The 15,379-nt window shown below is 68.1% G+C and carries 15 protein-coding genes; 6 read left to right on the top strand and 9 right to left on the bottom strand.

Annotated features, from left to right (window positions below; translation table 11 throughout):
* Nucleotides 1–37 precede the first annotated feature (37 nt).
* Nucleotides 38–427 carry a DoxX family protein gene (locus tag VHAB30_RS10040; RefSeq protein WP_062471245.1) on the top strand — a complete coding sequence of 130 codons (390 nt, stop codon included), beginning with the start codon at nt 38–40 and terminating at the stop codon, nt 425–427.
* A 20-nt stretch (nt 428–447) separates the two neighbouring features.
* On the opposite strand, the gene def is transcribed toward VHAB30_RS10040, so the two are convergent.
* From def to smc, 5 genes are all read right to left on the bottom strand, one after another.
* Nucleotides 448–987, bottom strand: a complete 540-nt coding sequence (gene def / locus VHAB30_RS10035; RefSeq protein ID WP_070060694.1) for a peptide deformylase — start codon at nt 985–987, stop codon at nt 448–450.
* Between the two features lie 32 nt (nt 988–1,019).
* On the bottom strand, nt 1,020–1,466 hold the full coding sequence (locus VHAB30_RS10030) for a hypothetical protein (protein WP_159276938.1): 447 nt from the start codon (nt 1,464–1,466) through the stop codon (nt 1,020–1,022).
* Nucleotides 1,467–1,585: 119 nt separating this feature from the next.
* Entirely contained in the window at nt 1,586–3,682 is a 2,097-nt protein-coding gene (ligA, locus tag VHAB30_RS10025) for an NAD-dependent DNA ligase LigA (protein ID WP_159276937.1), read from the bottom strand.
* Between the two features lie 26 nt (nt 3,683–3,708).
* Nucleotides 3,709–4,815: a cell division protein ZipA C-terminal FtsZ-binding domain-containing protein gene (locus VHAB30_RS10020; RefSeq protein ID WP_062471237.1), complete on the bottom strand. Its 1,107-nt coding sequence runs from the start codon at nt 4,813–4,815 to the stop codon at nt 3,709–3,711.
* Between the two features lie 13 nt (nt 4,816–4,828).
* Nucleotides 4,829–8,344, bottom strand: a complete 3,516-nt coding sequence (gene smc / locus VHAB30_RS10015; protein ID WP_159276936.1) for a chromosome segregation protein SMC — start codon at nt 8,342–8,344, stop codon at nt 4,829–4,831.
* A 113-nt stretch (nt 8,345–8,457) separates the two neighbouring features.
* On the opposite strand from smc, the gene VHAB30_RS10010 reads away from it, so the two are divergent.
* The 5 genes from VHAB30_RS10010 (at nt 8,458) to VHAB30_RS09990 (ending at nt 12,507) form a co-directional block, all read left to right on the top strand.
* Complete coding sequence (locus tag VHAB30_RS10010) at nt 8,458–9,228, top strand: hypothetical protein (protein WP_159276935.1); 771 nt, start codon at nt 8,458–8,460, stop codon at nt 9,226–9,228.
* 55 nt (nt 9,229–9,283) lie between these two features.
* Nucleotides 9,284–9,604 (top strand): helix-turn-helix domain-containing protein, encoded by a 321-nt coding sequence (locus VHAB30_RS10005; protein ID WP_139701604.1) that lies wholly within the window; start codon nt 9,284–9,286, stop codon nt 9,602–9,604.
* Nucleotides 9,601–10,899 carry a type II toxin-antitoxin system HipA family toxin gene (locus VHAB30_RS10000; RefSeq protein ID WP_159276934.1) on the top strand — a complete coding sequence of 433 codons (1,299 nt, stop codon included), beginning with the start codon at nt 9,601–9,603 and terminating at the stop codon, nt 10,897–10,899. The genes VHAB30_RS10005 and VHAB30_RS10000 overlap by 4 nt, the downstream gene beginning before the upstream one ends.
* Nucleotides 10,900–10,978: 79 nt before the next feature.
* The gene (locus tag VHAB30_RS09995; protein WP_159276933.1) at nt 10,979–11,671 is read left to right on the top strand and encodes a P-loop NTPase family protein; all 693 of its coding nucleotides are present in this window, start codon (nt 10,979–10,981) and stop codon (nt 11,669–11,671) included.
* Between the two features lie 125 nt (nt 11,672–11,796).
* Nucleotides 11,797–12,507 carry a DUF4339 domain-containing protein gene (locus VHAB30_RS09990; RefSeq protein WP_159276932.1) on the top strand — a complete coding sequence of 237 codons (711 nt, stop codon included), beginning with the start codon at nt 11,797–11,799 and terminating at the stop codon, nt 12,505–12,507.
* A 49-nt stretch (nt 12,508–12,556) separates the two neighbouring features.
* Here the strand turns inward: VHAB30_RS09990 and fabG are convergent, their stop codons facing one another.
* From fabG to VHAB30_RS09970, 4 genes are read right to left on the bottom strand one after another with little or no spacing between them, the layout of a single operon-like run.
* Nucleotides 12,557–13,288, bottom strand: coding sequence for a 3-oxoacyl-ACP reductase FabG (fabG, locus tag VHAB30_RS09985; RefSeq protein ID WP_159276931.1), 732 nt, complete (start codon nt 13,286–13,288; stop codon nt 12,557–12,559).
* Complete coding sequence (locus VHAB30_RS09980; RefSeq protein ID WP_062471223.1) at nt 13,285–13,758, bottom strand: hypothetical protein; 474 nt, start codon at nt 13,756–13,758, stop codon at nt 13,285–13,287. The genes fabG and VHAB30_RS09980 overlap by 4 nt, the downstream gene beginning before the upstream one ends.
* Entirely contained in the window at nt 13,755–14,525 is a 771-nt protein-coding gene (locus VHAB30_RS09975; protein ID WP_159276930.1) for a class I SAM-dependent methyltransferase, read from the bottom strand. Before VHAB30_RS09975 ends, VHAB30_RS09980 begins: the two co-directional genes overlap by 4 nt.
* A complete protein-coding gene (locus VHAB30_RS09970; protein ID WP_159276929.1) occupies nt 14,522–15,364 on the bottom strand; it encodes a polysaccharide deacetylase family protein in 843 nt (280 codons plus the stop codon). Before VHAB30_RS09970 ends, VHAB30_RS09975 begins: the two co-directional genes overlap by 4 nt.
* Between the last annotated feature and the right edge of the window lie 15 nt (nt 15,365–15,379).

Genomic DNA, 15,379 nt, shown 5'->3' with positions numbered 1-15,379 from the left:
TACGGCCCTTTCATCACTCCCGAACAGGAATCACACCATGGTCAAGTCCGACGACACCGGCAAGCTCATCCTGCGCGTTGCGCTGGGCATCCTCATCCTGCTGCATGGCATTGCCAAAGTCGGCAAGGGCGTCGACGGCATCGGCGGCATGCTCGCGTCGCACGGCGTGCCCGCGGTGCTGGCCTACCTGGTCTACGTGGGCGAGATCTTGGCGCCGGTGCTGCTGATCGTCGGCCTGTTCACGCGGCCCGCCGCGCTGGTCGTGGCCATCAACATGGTCGTGGCGATCTGGTTGGCCCACCGCAAGGACCTCGGCGCGCTGAACGGGCAAGGCGGCTGGGCACTGGAACTGCAAGGCATGTTCCTGTTCGCGGCGATCTCGCTCGCGCTCACGGGCGGCGGCCGCTTCGGGCTCAACAACAAGTAAGCGAAGAGGCGACTGGCGACTCAGTCGTCGTCCGCCGCATCGAGGCCCGGGAACAGGACCTCGGTGTAGCCGAAGCGCGAGAAATCGCGCACCCGCATCGGGTACAGCTTGCCGAACAGGTGATCGACCTCGTGCTGCACCACGCGCGCATGAAAGCCGTCGGCGGTGCGGTCGATCGGGTCGCCGTACAGGTCGAAGCCCGTGTAGCGGATGTGGGCGAAGCGCGGCACCACGCCGCGCAGGCCGGGCACCGACAGGCAGCCTTCCCAGCCCTCTTCCTCTTCATCGCCCAGCGGCGTGATGACGGGGTTGAGCAGCACGGTGCGCGGCACCGGCGGCGCGTCGGGGTAGCGTGGATTGACGGTGTCGGTGCCGAAGATCACCAGTTGCAGGTCGACGCCGATCTGCGGCGCCGCAAGGCCGGCGCCATTGACCGCCTGCATGGTTTCGAACATGTCGCGCACCAGCAGGTGCAGTTCGTCGGTGTCGAAAGCGGCGACCGGCTGCGCGGTGCGCAGCAGCCGGGGGTCGCCCATCTTGAGGATTTCGCGGAAGGCCATCGCGCGATTATCGCGAGAGCCTCAGGCCCCGATCAGGGGATACCCCCTTGGTTGTCCTTCGAGTCCGGTGAGGTCCACAGCCGCGCAGGGCCGCGGGGCATCTGCTGCGGATGCGAGGGCGTGATGCCGGGCACGCCACCCCCGCCGGGTCGCACCGGCGGCACCACGGCAACTGGCGGACGGCCACCGCCCCAACCCGGGCGGGTCGTCGGGTACGAGGGTCGCACGCCGGGGTACGGGTAAGCCGGCCGACGGCCGTCGTAGTAAGGACGGCGGTCGTAGTACGGGCGACGGTTGTCGTAGTAGCCGCCACCCTGGATGTAGACCGGCGCCGGCACCACCACGGGACCCGGGTCGGAGTAGTACGGTTCGGAATAGCCGCCGGAGTAGTACGGATCGCCAGGAACGGCCACGCAGCCGCTAAGCAGCGCGATGCCGCCGATTGCGAGGCTGGTAGCGAGAACACGAATTTTTTGCATGAGGGACTCCTTGTCGGCCTTCTGTGATCGTTCAACGCCCGCTTGTAGACCCTGTTGACTGCGCTGATGTGAAGTCGCGTAACGGCCGGTAAGGGCCTGGATCCCGGGCGCCGGGCGACTCAGGCGTCGGGCGCCGGCGGAACACCGCTGGCGAGGATCTCCAGCATACGCGCCTCGTCGATCACCGTGACGCCGAGGTCGCGCGCCTTGTCCAGCTTGCTGCCCGCCTCTTCCCCGGCCACGAGGTAGTGGGTCTTCTTGCTGACGGAGCCGGCCACCTTGGCGCCGGCTGCCTCCAATTTATCCTTCGCTTCGTCGCGGCCCAGCGTAGGAAGGGTACCGGTGATCACGAAGGTCAGTCCCGCCAAAGGCTTGGGCGCGCGGGCTTCGGGCTCGAACTCGTCCCAGGTCAGGCCGCAGGCGCGCAGCTGCTCGACCACCTCGCGGTTGTGCGGCTGGTCGAAGAAGGTGCGCAGGCTCTGCGCCACCACCGGGCCGACGTCGTTGACCTCGAGCAGCTGCTCCTCGGTCGCGTCCATGATGGCGTCGAGCTTGCCGAAGTGCTTGGCGAGGTCTTTCGCCGTGCTCTCGCCGACATGGCGGATGCCCAGGCCGAACAAAAAGCGCGGCAGCGTGGTCTTCTTCGAGGCTTCGAGCGCATCGACGAGGTTTTTGGCCGACTTCTCGGCCATGCGGTCCAGGCCCGCCAGCGTGACGAAGCCGAGCTTGTAGAGGTCGGGCAAGGTGCGGATCAGGTTGGCATCGACCAACTGTTCGACCAGCTTGTCGCCCAGCCCGTCGACATCGACCGCACGCCGCGCCGCGAAATGCAGGATGGCCTCCTTGCGCTGCGCCGCGCAGAACAGGCCGCCGGTGCAGCGGTAGTCGACCTCGCCCTCCTCCCGCACCGCCTCGGAATCGCACACGGGGCACTTGTGCGGCATGGTGAAGACCGCGCCGCGCTGGTCATCGGGCTTGGCCAGGCTGTCGGGCGCCACGCCCACCACCTCGGGAATCACGTCGCCGGCGCGCCGCACGATCACCGTATCGCCCACGCGCACGTCCTTGCGGCGGGCTTCGTCTTCGTTGTGCAACGTGGCGTTGGTCACGGTCACGCCGCCCACGAACACCGGCGCCAGCTTGGCGACCGGCGTGAGCTTGCCGGTGCGGCCCACCTGGATCTCGATGCCGACCACCTCGGTCAGCTGCTCCTGCGCCGGGTACTTGTGGGCCACGGCCCAGCGCGGTTCGCGCGAAACAAAGCCCAGCTGGCGCTGCAGCTCCAGGCTGTCGACCTTGTAGACCACGCCGTCGATGTCGTACGGCAGCGCATCGCGCTGGCGGCCGATGGTTTCGTGGAACGCTATCAGTTCAATAGCACCGGTCGCCCGCGCGGTCTGCGTGGCCACCGGAAAGCCCCAGGCGTGGAACTGCTGCAGCCAGTCGAACTGGGTCGCGATGTCGGGGCCGCCTTCGGTCGCGGGCGAAACCTCGCCCAGGCCGTAGGCAAAGAAGCTCAGCGGGCGCTCTGCCGCGATCGCCGGGTCGTGCTGGCGCACCGCGCCGGCCGCCGCGTTGCGCGGGTTGACGAACACCTTCTCGTTCTTGTGCCCGGCGGCGATCTTCTGGCGCTGGCGCTCGTTAAGAGCGTCGAAATCGGCGCGCTTCATGTAGACCTCGCCACGCACCTCGACCACGGGCGGCGCCGTGCCCTTGAGCTTCAGCGGAATCTCGCGCACCGTGCGGATGTTCTGCGTGACGTCCTCGCCCACCTCGCCGTCGCCGCGCGTGGCGGCCTGCACCAGCACGCCGTGTTCGTAGCGCAGGCTCATGGCCAGCCCGTCGAACTTGAGTTCGCAGACGTAGCTGATCTGCGGCGCGTCTTCGGCCAGGCCCAACTCGCGGCGCACGCGTGTGTCGAAGGCGCTGGCGCCGGCGGGCGTGATGTCGGTCTCGGTTCGGATCGACAGCATCGGCACCCGGTGGCGCACCTTGGCCAGGCTGTCGAGCACGGTGCCGCCCACGCGCTGCGTCGGCGAATCGGGCGTGCGCAGTTCGGGAAACTCGGTCTCCAGCACCTGCAGGCGCTGGAACATCTTGTCGTACTCGGCGTCGGGCAGCTCGGGGGCGTCGAGCACGTAGTACAGATGGGCGTGGCGATGCAGCTGCTCGCTCAGTGCGGCGGCTTCGCGTGCCGCTTCGTCGCGCGTTGTCATGGGGGGTCCCTCGGGAAAAAGACGGATCAGCTGAAGAGGCGTCGCGCCAGTGGCGAGCCCGCGGCGAGGTCGCGTGCGTCGAGCGTGTCGTACAGCTGCTCGAGGTCGGTGCCGATCACGTCCATGGTTTCGTCGCGCAGCAACTGGCCGTCGCTGTCGGTCACCACGCCGTCCATCTCGCGGGCGAGCGTGGCAGCAGCTTCACGCATGCGGCGGAACGGCTCTTCGCCGCGATCGACCTGCGGCACGTCCAGGCTCAGGCTGAGCTCGCGAATCGCCGATTGCGCCGGATCGTCGGCCAGCGCGGCCTGGGTGTCGAACGAGAGCCCGAGGATCGGCGGCAGGCCGGCCTCGCTGGTCGGCAGCACCATGCGGCCCGGAATGATCCCGGCGACAAAGCCCAGCCGCGCGGCGTTCTGCTGCACATAGCCCGGGCTCCAGGCCGCGTGCAGCGCGCGCAGCACGAAGCCCAGTTGCGCGTCGTGCGCGCTGGCGAACTGGTCGAGCTCGCGGGCGCGCGCCACTTCGTCGAGCATCTCGGGAAACTCGGGCGCGCCGTTCACGGCATCGGCAAAAGCCTGCGCCTTGACCACGAATTCGGAGTACTCGATCTCGTTGAGCGCCCCGGTGCGGTTGGCCAGCTGCACGCCGACCTGGAAGGCGCGGTAGCGCTGCCCGGGTGCCGGCGGCTCCCATTGGCTGGTGAGGTCGTTCAAACCTTCGATGGCCACCGGCTTGCTGCCGGCGCGGCGCGTCGACGGCATGGACGCGAGCGCGGCATCGCCCGAGGCCAGGCCTTCGAGCGAGATGGGCGCGATGACGTCGATCAGCGGATCGAGCCCGCCACGGCGCTCGCCGGTGGGCACCGGCACGCCGCTGGGCGCGGGCAGGTCGGGATCGAACAGCGGCTCGTGGCGGTCGCTGCCGGCCACCTGGCTCGGGTCGGCATGGAGCATCGGCTCCACGCCGCCGTCGCTGCCGCCGGCCAGCGCGCGCTCGGCTTCGGCCAGGGCGACATCGACCGCATCGGGCTGGCGCGGCGCGTTGCGGCGCGACATCAGGGTGTTGTAGGCCACGACGGCCGCGAGAACGAGGCCGCCGAGGATCGCCAGGGCGAGGGTGAGATTGCTCATGCGCGCGCCTGCCTTATGCCGCTTCGACCATCGAGACCGCCGACTCCATGTCGACCGCAACGATGCGCGACACGCCCTGCTCCTGCATGGTCACGCCGATCAGCTGTTCGGCCATTTCCATGGCGATCTTGTTGTGGCTGATGAAAAGGAACTGGGTTTCACGGCTCATGGCGGAGACGAGTTTGGCATAGCGTTCGGTGTTGGCGTCGTCCAGCGGCGCGTCCACTTCGTCCAGCAGGCAGAAAGGCGCCGGGTTCAGCTGGAAGATGGCGAACACGAGCGCAATGGCCGTGAGCGCCTTCTCGCCGCCCGAGAGCAGGTGGATGGTCTGGTTCTTCTTGCCGGGCGGCTGGGCCATGACCTGCACGCCGGAATCGAGGATTTCGTCGCCCGTCATCATCAGCTTGGCGTTGCCGCCGCCGAACAGCTCCGGGAACATGCGGCTGAAGTGCTCGTTGACGATCTTGAAGGTGCCGCCGAGCAGGTCGCGCGTTTCGGCGTCGATCTTGCGAATGGCGTCTTCGAGCGTGCCGATGGCTTCGTTCAGGTCGGCCGACTGCGCATCGAGGAAGATCTTGCGCTCGCTCGCAATGGCGAGTTCGTCGAGCGCGGCCAGGTTGACGGCGCCGAGCGCGACCACCTCGCGGTTCAGGCGGTCGATTTCGCTTTGCAGGCCGGTCAGGCGCACCTTCTCGGTCTCGATCGATTGCGCGACCGCTTCGAGGTCGGCGCCGGCGTCGTCCAGCAGCTGCTGGTACTGCTCGACGCCCAGGCGCGCGGCCTGTTCCTTGAGCTGGAACTCGGTGATGCGCTGGCGCAGCGGATCGAGTTCGCGCTCCAGCTGCAGCCGGCGCTCGTCGCTGGCGCGCAGTTTGAGCGTGAGGTCGTCGTACTGGCTGCGGGCCGCACCCAAGGCGGTCTCGCGCTCCAGCTTGAGCGACAGCGCGTCCTGCAGCCCGGCCTGCGCGGCGGCGTCGGACAGGCGGCTGAGCTCGGCGCGGGCGCGCTCGTCTTCGTCGGTCAGCGCGACGGTCTGCTGCGAGGCGGTTTCGATGCTGCGGTTCAGTTCGCCGCGGCGCGCTTCGAGCGTGCGCTGCGAGAACGTGGCTTCCTGCGCCTGTCGTTCGAGGCTGCGGTGCTGTTCGCGGCTGGCCGTGAGCGCGCGGCCGGCCTCGATCACACGCTCGTCGAGTTGTGCATGCCGCTCCTGGCTGTCGGCGAGCTGCATATCAAGCTCTTCGAAACGACCTTCGGCGGCGATGCGCTTTTCCTGCAGTTCTTCGAGCTGGGCATCGACCTCGCCGAGGTCGGCGGCCAGCTGCTGGCTGCGCGCGCGGGTCTGTTCGGCGAGCTGCGTCATGCGCAGCGTTTCGACCTGCAGCTCATGGGCGCGCGACTGCGTTTCAGCGGCTTCGCGGCGGGCCGTGACGAGGCGCTGCGCGGCGTCGCCGTAAGCAGCTTCGGCACGGACCAGCGCGGTGCGCGCCTCTTCGTTGATGAGCGTCTGGGCCTTGAGCTGGCGCTCGAGGTTTTCCATTTCCTGCTGGCGGGCCAGGAGGCCGGCCTGCTCGGAATCGGGCGCGTAGAAGTTCACGCTGTGCGACGACACGGCATGGCCGCTGCGCACGTAGATCACCTCGCCGGGCTGCAGCGTGGCGCGCTGGGCCAGCGCCTCTTCGAAAGTCTCGGCCGTGTAGCAACCGTGCAGCCAGTCGTTCAGCAACGCCTGCTGGCCAGCGTCGTTCAGGCGCAGCAGGCTCGACAGCTTGGGCAGCGCGCCCGCGCCCTGCGGCACGCCAGCGGCGGGCGGGCTGTAGAAGGCCAGCTTGGAGGGCGGTGCGTCGTTGCCGAAGGCACGCACCATATCGAGCCGGCTGACTTCGAGCGCGCCCAGGCGCTCGCGCAGCGCGGATTCGAGCGCGTTCTCCCAGCCCTGCTCGATGTGGATGCGGCTCCACAGGCCCTGCAGGCCGTCCAGGCCATGCTTGGCGAGCCAGGGGGCGAGCTTGCCGTCGGTCTTGACCTTCTCCTGCAGCGCACGCAGCGCTTCGAGGCGGGCCGAGAACTCGGCATGGCGGGCGCCCTCGGTGTTGACGGCCTGCTGCTTGGCGCGGCGGTCTTCGTCGAGCTGGGGCACGGCCTCCTGCAGTTCCTGCAGGCGGGCGTCGGATTCGCTGGCGGTTTCCTGCGCCGCGGCCAGCTGCTCCTGCATCTCGGTCAGCCGGTCTTCGTCGGGCGCGGCGAGCGCGTTCTGGTCGGCGCGCAGGCGTTCGCTGCGCAGCGTGAGCTGGCGGCTCTGGTCTTCGATGTTGCGCTGGTCGGCGGCCAGCACTTGGATCTGCTGCTGCACCTGCGACACCGTCGCGCGCTGCGTGTTGGCTTCGTTCTGCGCACGCTGCACGGCCTCTTCGAGGTCAGGCAGGCGTGCGTCGTGCTCCTCGAGCTGCGCGGCCAGCAGGATGGCCTGCTCTTCCGCATCGACGCCGGCACCGGCCAGCGTCTCGATCTCGGCCTCGGCCTCTTCGCGGCGACGGCCCCATTGGCCCATCTGTTCGCGCAGCTGCACGAGGCGTTGCTCGACGCGCTGGCGGCCTTCGACCACGAAGCGGATCTCGCCTTCGAGCCGGCCGACTTCGGCGCTGGCTTCGTACAGCTTGCCCTGCGCCTGGTTCACCAGGTCGCCGGCGCCGTAGTGGGCCTGGCGCACGGTTTCGAGTTCGGACTCGATGCGGCGCAGGTCGGCGGTGCGCGATTCGAGGTCGTTGATGGCCTTTTCCGAATCGGCCTTGATCTTGGCCTGGTCGGCATCGCTTTCGCCGCGCTTGAGGAACCACAGCTGGTGCTGCTTCTTCGTGGCGTCGCCCTGCAGCGCGTTGTAGCGCGCCGCCACCTCGGCCTGCTTCTCGAGCTTCTCGAGGTTGGCGTTGAGTTCGCGCAGGATGTCTTCGACGCGCGTGAGGTTCTCGCGCGTGTCGCCCAGGCGGTTCTCGGTTTCGCGGCGGCGCTCCTTGTACTTGGAGACACCCGCGGCCTCTTCGAGGAACAGGCGCAGTTCTTCGGGCTTGGATTCGATGATCCGGCTGATCGTGCCTTGGCCGATGATGGCGTAGGCGCGGGGCCCGAGGCCCGTGCCCAGGAACACGTCCTGCACGTCGCGGCGACGCACCGGCTGGTTGTTGATGTAGTAGCTGCTGGTGCCGTCGCGCGTGAGCACGCGGCGCACGGCGATTTCGGTGAACTGGTTCCACTGGCCGCCGGCGCGGTGGTCGGCGTTGTCGAACACCAGTTCGACGCTCGAGCGGCTGGCCTGCTTGCGGGTGGTCGTGCCGTTGAAGATCACGTCCTGCATCGACTCGCCGCGCAGTTCCGACGCACGCGACTCGCCGAGCACCCAGCGCACGGCATCCATGATGTTCGACTTGCCGCAGCCGTTCGGCCCCACCACCCCGACCAGTTGGCCCGGCAGCAGGAAGTTGGTGGGTTCGGCGAACGACTTGAAGCCCGAGAGCTTGATGGAGTTAAGACGCACGACTTGTCGCCCTGCCTTGGCGTAGCGCCAAGGTATTGATTTGTAAGGAAAATTGCACGGGCCCGCAGCTTGAAGCGAGCCGCCGCCCCAGCCGTGGATGATAACGTCAGGGCATGAGCGATTCCCTGGCTTCTCCCCTCGCGGCGCGACGCACCTGCCTGCTGGCAGGCACCGCGGCCGCCCTGCTCGCGCCGCTGGCGCTGACGGGCTGTTCCTCCTTCCGTTCCACCGAGCGCGCCGAGCCCTACGGCAACCAGGAATGGCTGCAATCGGGCACCAACCGCATCGCCAACCTGTCGCTGCGCGACAACCTGCAATCGGTGCGCCGTGTGCAGACCACGCTGTACCGACGCAACCCGCGCGAATGGCGCAAGTCGGCCGCCAGCATGGAAGAAGCCACGCAGCGCACCTGGGACGCGGTCCTGCAGGGCACGCCGCTGCCCGAATTGCGCGGCGCCACCGGCATCGACGCCATCCGCCTGGCCTTCGAGACCGGCCCGCAGGCCTACCAGGGCGACCGCGTGGCGGCGCTGGTCGTCGGGTGGGCATCGATGCTCAAGCAGGCCAACGGCAACACCTGGGACCAGACCATGATCGACGGGGTCGACGCCGAGAACAGCTACCGCACGGCGCGCAACTTCGAGATTTCGCTCTGGCTCATCTCTTCCAAGACCGGCCCCGACGGCCAGCCGCTGCTGCTGGCCACCGAGATCAGCGAGCGCGGGCGCAACCTCGTGGCCGACCGCGAGCTGTCGAAGGTGGTGGCACGGCTCGACCTACTGGCCGCGCAGGCCGACGAGAAATACCGCCGGGCGGCCCTCGATTTCGGGCAGAACTGGGTGATGGGCGTGGTCATGCCGCTCTTCACGCTGATACCCAAGTAGGCTCTTTGCATCGGAAATATGTTTCCCAAATAGGCATTTACGGTAATATCTTTCCGTGGACAAGCAGGAACTCATCACCGCCCTCACGGCGCGTCGCGGGGCCGCCGGCCTCACGAACGCCGAGATCGCCTTGCGCTCGGGGCTCACCGAGCGCTCGGTGCGCAATGCCCTGAGCCTGAAGGGCAATCCGCAACTGTCGTCGCTGCTCGCGCTGGTCGATGCGCTGGGGCTCGAACTGCAGCTCGCGCCCAAGGGCTTCGGTGAAGGCACGGCCGTCGATCCCGGCTACCGCCCGGTCGCCACGCGTGTCGGCCGGGCGCTGGCCGAAGCGCCTGCCGCGCCGCCCTACGTGCGGGGCCGCCGCTCACCGCCATGAACGTCAAGATCCTCGAGATTTCGCTCGGCGCACACCGCCTCGGCAAGCTGTTCCAGTACGCAGACCTGTGCCGTTTCGTGGCGGAACCCGAACTGATCGCCAACCCGCTGCCGGGCGTGCTCTCACTGTCGATGGTCGCGAGCGACCCGGCGGCCCAGGCCGCGCTGTGGAGTGACGTGAAGAACCCGTTGTTCAACGCCCAGGGCGGCCAGTTGCCCGGCTTCTTCCAGAACCTGCTGCCCGAGGGCGTGCTGCGCAGCCACATCGCGCAGCTGCGCGGTTGCCGCGAGAACGATCACTTCGAACTGCTGGCGGCCTGCGGCGGCGACCTGCCCGGCGCCGTGGCCGCGCGCCCGGTGTCGGTGGACCGCGGCACGCTGCAGCGGCTCATCACGCAGGACCAGGACGCGCTCGAGATGTCGGTGGTTGAGCTGCCGATGCCGCAGGGCATCTCGGTCTCGGGCGTGCAGCCCAAGCTCGGCCTGCGCCGCCAGGGCGGGCGCTACGTGGCGCGCGTGCGCGCCGGCGCCAGCACGCGCGTGATCGCCAAGCTGCCGGTGGCCGGCCGGCCGCACATGCCGCAACTCGAGATGCTTTCGCTGCAGATGGCCGGGGTGGCGGGTGTCGAGGTGTGTCACGCCGAACTCGCGCCGCTGTCGGCCATTGCGGCGGAGCACAGCTATGCGCTGCCGGACGAGCCCGAGTTCCTGGCCGTCACGCGTTTCGACCGTGATGGCGCGCGCCGCATCCATTTCGAAGACTTCGCGCAGGTGCTAGCGGTCGACCCGATGCACAAGTACAGCGGAAGCTACCTCGACATGGCGCTCGCGATGCGCGCCTTTCCGTCTCTCGGCGAAGACGCTGTGCTCGAACTGGTGCGCCGGCTCGTGGTCAACGACCTGCTGGGCAACCCCGATGCCCACCTGAAGAACTTCGGCGTGCTGTACCCCGACGGCATCGCACCACGGTTGGCGCCGGCCTATGACATCGTGGCCTACGCAGCGCTGCAGGGCGTCGAGGGCCACGCGCTCCCGCTGCTGCCGGCCCCGGTTAGCGCCACCGCTGCGCGTCGCACCGCGATGTTCACGCCCGCCAACGTGCGCGCGTTCTGTTTCTCGGCTGGCTTGCACGAGCCGCGCATGCGGCGCGTGGTGGCCGACACGGCCCGCCTTGCGCGCGACCAGTGGCCCGCGATGATCGACGCGTCGGCACTGCCGGCCCCGTGGAAGAAACGGCTGCAGCAGCGCCTGCAGGCACATCCCTTGCTGCAAGGCATGAGCAAGCGAGGTCGCTAGCCACTGCGGCGCAGCAAGCGAACCCTAGAATGAATCCGCCCTCCCCCACCCCTCAACCCATTCGAGGCAGCAACCACTCATGAGCTCTATCAACTTCATTGGCGGCGAGAAAGGCGGCGTCGGCAAATCGGTCACCGCACGCGTGCTGGCCCAGTACTTCATCGATCGCAGCCGCCCTTTCACCGGCTTCGACACCGACCGTTCGCACAGCTCTTTCACGCGCTTCTACGAGGGCTTTGCCTCGCCCGTGGTGGTCGACAGCTTCGAAGGCCTGGACACGGTGGTGAACGGCTTCGAGACCAACCCGAAGCAGAGCGTGATCGTCGACCTCGCAGCGCAGACGCTAGCGCCGCTGTCGCGCTGGATCAAGGAGTCGGACCTGTTCGACGTGTTCGACGAGATCGACGTCACGGTCAACTTCTGGCACGTGCTGGACGACGGCAAGGACTCCACCGACCTGCTCGGCACGCTCATCGACACCTTCGGCAACCGGCCCAACTACATCGTGGTGCAGAACTACGGGCGCGGCAGCGACTTCGGGATGCTGCTGGCGTCGCAGTCGCTGTCGAAGGCCAATGCGAATGGCGCACGCGTGATTGCCTTGCCGCGTTTGCACGAGGCCAGCATGCGCAAGATCGATGCGCAGAACACGAGCTTCTGGAAGGCCGTGAACGACCGCGAAGGGGCGCATGCGCTCGGGTTGCTGGAACGGCAGCGCGTGAAGTCGTGGCTGGCTACGGCTTACGCGGCCTTCGATACGCTGCCTCTTTAAGCCAGTTTTTCATGGTCTGTTGCGCATGCCGGGCGCTTGCTGCGGCATGAATGAATGCGCCGGCCATCTCGAACGTTTCGTCAGTTCAGTTGATTACAACAAGCAAAGAGAGAGGGAGATTCACCATGGACATCCACGTCAATCGAAATGGGCAGGGGTTCGGCCCCTATGAGGAGAGCGAGGCCAGATCGCTGTATGCCCGGGGAAACATCGCTGAGACAGACTTGGTCTGGCGCGATGGAATGGCCGAATGGCAGCCGGCTCGGCAATTTTTCGGCGAGCGGGCCATGCTGTCCGGTGCGCCTCCCATCGTCCCACCGCACCCTTTTCCAGCCCATCAGCCGCCCCCTGTGCCAGGCTACGTCGCGCCGCCGTCCTCCTACGCAAACCAGACAGCGAGGCCTGAGGAGAAGCTCCCACCCAAATTGCACTGGGCGCTGGTCTTGCTGTTCACGGTGCTGAGCTTCGGCATCTTTGGCGTGGTCTGGCTGTTTATCCAGTCGTCGTGGGTACGCACGATCGATTCCCGGTCCAACGCCACCATGTACCTGATCGGCTATGTAGTTCTGGCTTCCATTGGCGCCATCGTCGATGCCGCATCGGAATCTTCGGACACCCAAAGTCTTGGCTGGCTGCTTCAGATTCCGTCGTACGTGCTCTTCTATTGCGGGTACTACTCGATGAGGCGCTCGATGCTCGACCACTACAACAGCGTCGAACCGATCAGGTTGAATCTCTCGGGCGCCATGACCTTCTTCTTCAGCCTGCTCTACCTTCAGCATCACATGACGCGCATCGCCAAGTGGAAGGAAACCGGAAACATCAAGCCGCAGTAGTCTGCGATTCAGAGAGCGGTCGGTGGCGGTCAGGCTCCGTTGCCGACGCTCAGATCATCCCGCCGTTGATCGAGATCACCTGCCCCGTGATGTACGCGGCTTCATCGCCTGCCAGGAACGCCGCCAGCGCTGCCACTTCCTGCGGCGTTCCGGCGCGCTTCACGGGCACCATCTGATTGATGAGCGCGGGATCGAACACCGCATCGGCCATCGGCGACGCGATGATTCCCGGCGCGATCGCGTTCACGGTCACGCCGCGCGACGCCACTTCGAGCGACAGCGCCTTGGTCGCGCTGTTCAGCGCGCCCTTGGCCGCGGCGTAGTTCACCTGTCCCTTGTTCCCCGCGATGGCGGCGACAGACGAGATGTTCAGCACGCGACCCCAACGGGTGCGCATCATCGGCAGCAGCAGCGGCTGGGTCACGCGGAAGAATCCGTTCAGCGACACGTCGATCACCTTGTGCCATTGCTCGGCACGCATGCCGGGCAGCACGGCGTCGTCGTGCACGCCTGCGTTGTTGACGAGGATCTGCACCGCGCCGCCGTCGAGGATGCGTGCGCAGCCGGCGGCGCAGGCCTCGTCGCTGCGCAGGTCGAACACATGGCATTCCGCCTTGCCGCCGGCGGCGGTGATCGACGCGGCCAGTTGCTCGATGGCCTCGGGCCGCGAGTTCGCATGCAGCAGCACGGTGGCGCCGTCGCGTGCAAAACGCTCCGCCATGGCCGCGCCGAGCGCGCCGCTGGCGCCGGTGATCAGTGTGCGTTTTCCTTCGAAACTCATGACGGTGTGCTTTCGGTGTCCGCCAGCGGCGTGTTCAAGACCACCACGGCCCGGCCTTCGGCCAGCAGGCGGCCGTCGTCGGCCGCCACCGTGAATTCATACAGGACCTGCCGGTCGTCGCCGGACAGGCGCTTCGCGCGCACCTGCAACGCCCCGGCGATGTCGTCCAGCCGCGCCACCGCCAGCTTCACGTTGCGCGCGCTGGCCAGGAAGCCGGCCGACGGCGTGCTGCCCTCGGCGGCCAGCAGGCCGCCGTGCAGCGCCATGGCCTGCGCCGCGTATTCGATGGCGTTCGGCGCGAGCAGGCCGCTTTCGGTGCGCAGCGGGTTGTCCGCCTGGCTGTGCGTCGTGGTGCTGCAGTGGATCGATTCGGCGTCCCAGCCTTCGAGGCGTTCCAGCAGGCACATGCTGCCGCTGTGCGGAATACGCGCAGCGATGCCCGCGCGGTCGAGCGTCTGCGGTGCCGTCAAGCGGCAGCCTCCAGGTCAGCCACCAGCAGCACGTTGGCGAACGGCGTGCCTTCGCTCATCGGCATGCTCTGCACACGGAAACCCAGGCGCTGCAGCACGGCGATCCACTCGGTCAGCGGGCGGCCCCAGGTCGGCGAGACCTTGTGGCCGCGGATGCGCGTCACGGTGCGATCGACCCACTGGCTGATCGCGAAACCGCGCGTGCTCGACGCGTCGCCCACGCGCAGCAGCAGACGTGCCTTCGGGTTGCCGCCACGGCGCAGCGCGTCGCGCACGCGGGTCAGCACGCCCTCCTGCGCGGCGAGGTCCACGTAGTGCAGCACGTCGAGGATCACGACCAGGTCGCAGTCGGGCAAGGCGGCCGAGCACATGTCGGCGCACACCAACCGCGGCGTCGGCTTCAGGTGGCCGACCGATGCCTCGGCGCGCGCCACGTCCTTGGGCATCAGCTCGATGCCCGTGTAGTCCGCGGCGGCCGGCGTGGCGGCCCATGAGGCCGGCCAGCGTCCTTGCTGCTGCATCGTGCTCATCGAGGCCAGCAGGCTCACGAAGAGGCCCTGCCCGCAGCCGATGTCGACCACGCGCCGGTGCTGCGCGTCGATCAGGCCGCGTTCGAGCAGCCCGCGGAACACCGGGTCGCGTCCGAGCTTGCCGCGCGCGAACTGCCAGGCGAAGGTGCCGCCCTTCTTGTAGGGCACGGTCGCGGCTTCGTGCAGCTCGCGCCAGGCTTGGTCGGTGGTCATCGTCGATGGCATCACGGCGCTCATGCGGTCTTCAATCCTTCAGGCAGGGTCACGGCGCGCAATCCATCGGTGCGCAGGCGTTGGAGCAACAAGGGCAGGACCTCCAGCAGAACGGGTTGTCCTGCCACGGTGCGCGCGGCGTTGCCGTCGTGCAGCAACAGGATGTCACGCGCCTGCAGGTGGCGGGCGAGGCGCGCCATCACCTTGGCGGCGTCGCCTTCGCGGGTGTCGAAACCGCGCCGCGTCCAGCTCACGAGCGAGAGGCCGAGGCGGTGCAGCACGGGTTCGAGGAAAGGGTTGCGCAGGCCGGCGGGCGCGCGGAAACAGGTCGGGCGCAGGCCGGTCACGTCGGTCAGGATGTCCTGCGCGCGCGCGATCTCCGCCGCGAAGCCGCGCGGGCCGAGGAAAGAGAAGTTGTGGCGATGCCGCGCCGTGTGGTTCTGGATGCTGTGGCCGCGCGCAACGATCTCGCGCGCCAGCGCGGGATGCGCCAGCACGCGCTCGGCGATGCAGAAGAAAGTGGCGCGCTGACCGTGGGCGTCCAGCAGGTCGAGCACGCGGGGCGTGACCTCAGGCTCGGGCCCGTCGTCGATGGTGATCGCCACCTCGCGACGCGCGCCGGCGGCTTCGGGCAGGCGTGTGACGTTCGGGCCGAGCAGGTTGCTGCGCGGCGTGAGCCCCGCACCGGTGATCAGCGCATGGTTCAGCACCACCGCGCCGAGCGCCCAGGGCCAGGCGCCCGGCACCAGCACGCCCGCGCCCAATGCGGCCACATGCACGGCCGCGCTGGCGCGCATGGCCGGCGGCCAGGGCCAGGATTCGGAGGCGGCAGAACGGGTGGAAGGGGCGGAAGGCGACGACATGGTGGGCCCGGATTT

Source organism: Variovorax boronicumulans, from assembly GCF_009811375.1.
GTDB classification, from domain to species: Bacteria; Pseudomonadota; Gammaproteobacteria; order Burkholderiales; family Burkholderiaceae_C; genus Variovorax; species Variovorax boronicumulans.
The sequence above is the reverse complement of the archived record's forward strand: the minus strand, read 5'-3'. Positions and strand labels throughout refer to the sequence as shown.

Bases quoted from the DNA above. Each gene is read 5' to 3' on its own strand.
- VHAB30_RS10000 (WP_159276934.1), top strand. From the start codon at position 9,601: ATGAACGTCAAGATCCTCGAGATTTCGCTCGGCGCACACCGCCTCGGC.
- VHAB30_RS10030 (WP_159276938.1), bottom strand. From the start codon at position 1,466: ATGCAAAAAATTCGTGTTCTCGCTACCAGCCTCGCAATCGGCGGCATC.
- ligA (WP_159276937.1), bottom strand. From the start codon at position 3,682: ATGACAACGCGCGACGAAGCGGCACGCGAAGCCGCCGCACTGAGCGAG.
- VHAB30_RS09995 (WP_159276933.1), top strand. From the start codon at position 10,979: ATGAGCTCTATCAACTTCATTGGCGGCGAGAAAGGCGGCGTCGGCAAA.
- VHAB30_RS10010 (WP_159276935.1), top strand. From the start codon at position 8,458: ATGAGCGATTCCCTGGCTTCTCCCCTCGCGGCGCGACGCACCTGCCTG.
- VHAB30_RS10020 (WP_062471237.1), bottom strand. From the start codon at position 4,815: ATGAGCAATCTCACCCTCGCCCTGGCGATCCTCGGCGGCCTCGTTCTC.
- VHAB30_RS10040 (WP_062471245.1), top strand. From the start codon at position 38: ATGGTCAAGTCCGACGACACCGGCAAGCTCATCCTGCGCGTTGCGCTG.
- fabG (WP_159276931.1), bottom strand. From the start codon at position 13,288: ATGAGTTTCGAAGGAAAACGCACACTGATCACCGGCGCCAGCGGCGCG.
- VHAB30_RS09990 (WP_159276932.1), top strand. From the start codon at position 11,797: ATGGACATCCACGTCAATCGAAATGGGCAGGGGTTCGGCCCCTATGAG.
- VHAB30_RS09970 (WP_159276929.1), bottom strand. From the start codon at position 15,364: ATGTCGTCGCCTTCCGCCCCTTCCACCCGTTCTGCCGCCTCCGAATCC.
- VHAB30_RS09975 (WP_159276930.1), bottom strand. From the start codon at position 14,525: ATGAGCGCCGTGATGCCATCGACGATGACCACCGACCAAGCCTGGCGC.
- def (WP_070060694.1), bottom strand. From the start codon at position 987: ATGGCCTTCCGCGAAATCCTCAAGATGGGCGACCCCCGGCTGCTGCGC.